The sequence below is a fragment of the Bradyrhizobium sp. UFLA05-89 genome (genome assembly GCF_059803475.1).
On record NZ_JBANBA010000242.1, the window covers coordinates 1 to 2,736 of the forward strand.

The 2,736-nt window shown below is 63.3% G+C and carries 3 protein-coding genes; 2 read left to right on the forward strand and 1 reads right to left on the reverse strand.

Annotated elements, in window-relative coordinates; all coding sequences use genetic code 11:
* Positions 1-128 precede the first annotated feature (128 nt).
* The gene (gene tnpB, locus SO139_RS45960; protein WP_249757165.1) at positions 129-479 is read left to right on the forward strand and encodes an IS66 family insertion sequence element accessory protein TnpB; all 351 of its coding nucleotides are present in this window, start codon (positions 129-131) and stop codon (positions 477-479) included.
* Positions 480-578: 99 nt separating this feature from the next.
* On the forward strand, positions 579-2,162 hold the full coding sequence (tnpC, locus tag SO139_RS45965) for an IS66 family transposase (protein WP_498542129.1): 1,584 nt from the start codon (positions 579-581) through the stop codon (positions 2,160-2,162).
* Here tnpC and SO139_RS45970 read toward each other — a convergent pair whose 3' ends face one another.
* On the reverse strand, positions 2,163-2,600 hold the full coding sequence (locus SO139_RS45970; RefSeq protein WP_498542128.1) for a hypothetical protein: 438 nt from the start codon (positions 2,598-2,600) through the stop codon (positions 2,163-2,165). It abuts the gene before it with no gap.
* Positions 2,601-2,736 lie beyond the last annotated feature (136 nt).

The following is a 2,736-nucleotide window of genomic DNA, read 5'->3' on the forward strand; positions in this document are numbered from 1 at the left end:
GAATTGCCGTCGCGCGAGGAGCAGGCGGCAATCGAGATCGAGGTCGGCGCGGTTCGCATCCGTGTCAGGGGAATGGTCGACCGGCGGGCGCTGTGCGAGGTGCTGGCGGCAGTCGGGACGGTTGGCCGATGATCGGGCTGCGACCCGGGTTGTCGATCTGGATCGCGACGCAGCCGGTCGATTTCCGTCGCGGGATGGACTCGCTGGCGATGCTGGTGAGCGAGGCGTTTGGAGCCGATCCGTTCGACGGCGGACTTTACATCTTCCGCTCCAAGCGCCGAGATCGCGTGAAGATCCTGACCTGGGACGGAAGCGGCCTTGTCCTTTACTACAAGAGAATCGAGGGGCAGTTCACCTGGCCGCCGATCAAGGAAGGCGTCATGCCGCTATCTCATGCTCAGCTCTCGGTGCTGCTCGATGGTTCAGACTGGAAGCGTGTGCCGATGCGGGTTGTGGATCAGCCAGCACGAGCTGGTTGATCCGTATCAAGAGTAGTTCGTCACTCATGCGGAGTTGTTGTAGAATCACTCTGCATGAGTGATTTGCCTTCTCATCCGGCATTGCTCCGACAAGCCGTGATGGCGCTGTCGTCACGGCTTGCGGCGTTGTCGGCGGAATGCGGCACGCTGGCGGCCGAGCGTGATGCGGCGATTGCCCAACGCGACGCTGCGGTCCAGGAGAACGACAAGCTCCAGATAATCCTGTCCCAGTACAAACGCACGATCTTCGGTCCCCGCTCTGAGACACTGGATCCCAGACAGCTGCCTCTCTTCGCCATCACGGCGCAGGCGGCTGGTGCCGCCGCCAACGACGACGTTACCGGAGACGGGCTGCCTGACGGAGCGGAGGGCCGTGGAAAGCGACCGGCGCGACGCAACCGGGGGAAGCTTCCGGAGCATTTGCCGCGCATCGACGTCGTGATCGATATCGAGAGCCACATCTGCCCTTGCTGCGGCGAGCGGCTGCACAAAATCGGGGAGACCGTCAAGGAAGCCTTCGACGTCATTCCGATGCAGTACCGGGTCAAGCGCATAGTGCGTCCGCGGTACGGCTGCCGGGGATGCCGCCAGGGTGTGCTGCAGGCACCCGCGCCGGCCCAGGCGATCGACGGCGGGATGGTGACGGAAGCCTTGCTGGCCCACATCGCGGTGATGAAATACGGCTACCAGTTGCCGCTGTATCGGCAGGAACAGATGTTCGCTGCGCAAGGCATCACGCTCGATCGGCAGACGCTGGCCTCGTGGATGGGGCGCGCCGCCTGGTGGCTGAAGCCGCTTCACACGCTGTTGCGCGACACAGTGATGTCCTACCCGCGGCTGTTTGCCGACGAGACGCCGCTGCCGGTTCTCGATCCCGGCCGTGGCCGGACCAAAGTCTGCCAGTTTTGGGCGATCGCCACCGATGACCGTCCGTGGGGTGGCCCGGCGCCGCCGGCGGTGGTCTACATGTTTGCCGAGGATCGCAAGGCGATCCGCGCCAAGCAGCTGTTCGGGGACTACCACGGCATCCTGCAGGTCGACGGCTATGCCGCCTACAAGGGCCTGATCAAGAACGGCGGCCATCTGGTGCAGCTGGCATTCTGCTTCGCGCATGCGCGGCGGAAGTTTTGGGACGTTCACGTCGCGACCAAGTCGCCGATTGCCGCGGAAGCGCTGCAACGGATCGCGATGTTTTACGCCATCGAGGATCGCATCCGCGGTCTGCCGGCGGCGCATCGGGCTGCTATGCGGCAAAGCGACACCAGGCCGTTGATCGAGGACTTCAAACCCTGGCTTGAGGCGCGGCTGCTGGAAGTCTCGAAGAAGTCCGGTCTGGGCAAAGCCATCCGCTACACCCTCAACCATTGGGACGGCCTGACGCGCTTCATCGACGACGGACGCATTGAAATAGACAGCAATACGGTTGAGCGCAGCATCAAGCCGATAGGCCTGGGAAAGAAGAACTACTTGTTCGCCGGCAGTGAAGGCGGCGCCGAGACATGGGCCATTCTCGCCTCGCTCATCAACTCGGCAAAGCTGCAAGACATCGACCCGCGGCACTATCTGACCGATGTTCTCGAGCGCATCATCTCTGGACGTACCAAGATCAATCAGCTGCACATGCTGCTGCCGTGGAATTGGAAGGCCGAGCGCGACAGTTCGCCGGCAAAGCTCGCCGCCTGATCAGTTCGACGGCAGGGCATCTGGAACTTCCTGCGCATCGCTGGTGTCGTCATAGATCTCCTCGCGGATCACGCGCAGCGTTACCTCGTGCAGATAGACTTGCAGCGCCCTCTCCAGCTCGGTGTACTCCGGCAGCAGCACTTTGTCGACGAAGCCTCGTGACGCGCGGATCATCACTGTGTTGCGTCGCTGGCGGTGATAACGAAACGGCCGCAGCCCGCAGCGACGGCAAAGCGCCAAGAACAGGTGCCGCGACCATTGGTCGGGAAGTGAGAATTGCTGTTCGATCGGTGGATCGTGGCGAGCGAGCTCCTCGACCCGGGCCCGCACCCGCCGCAGCGCGGCTTCCGCCGCAAGGCGCTCACCAGCAGTTCCCGCACCCACGAACAACGCCTCGATCTTCCGAAGCTTCTCGCGCAGCTGAGACTCGCTGGTCATTCTGATCCCCGTTGCCCGCTCCGAACCGGGATCACCCCATCACCGCGTGCCTGCGGCGTCAATCATCCCGACCGCGCTATCCAGAGCATTCCGCGCGAGTCAAGGCCCGGCACGGTGAGCTTCCCGTGACGCTCAC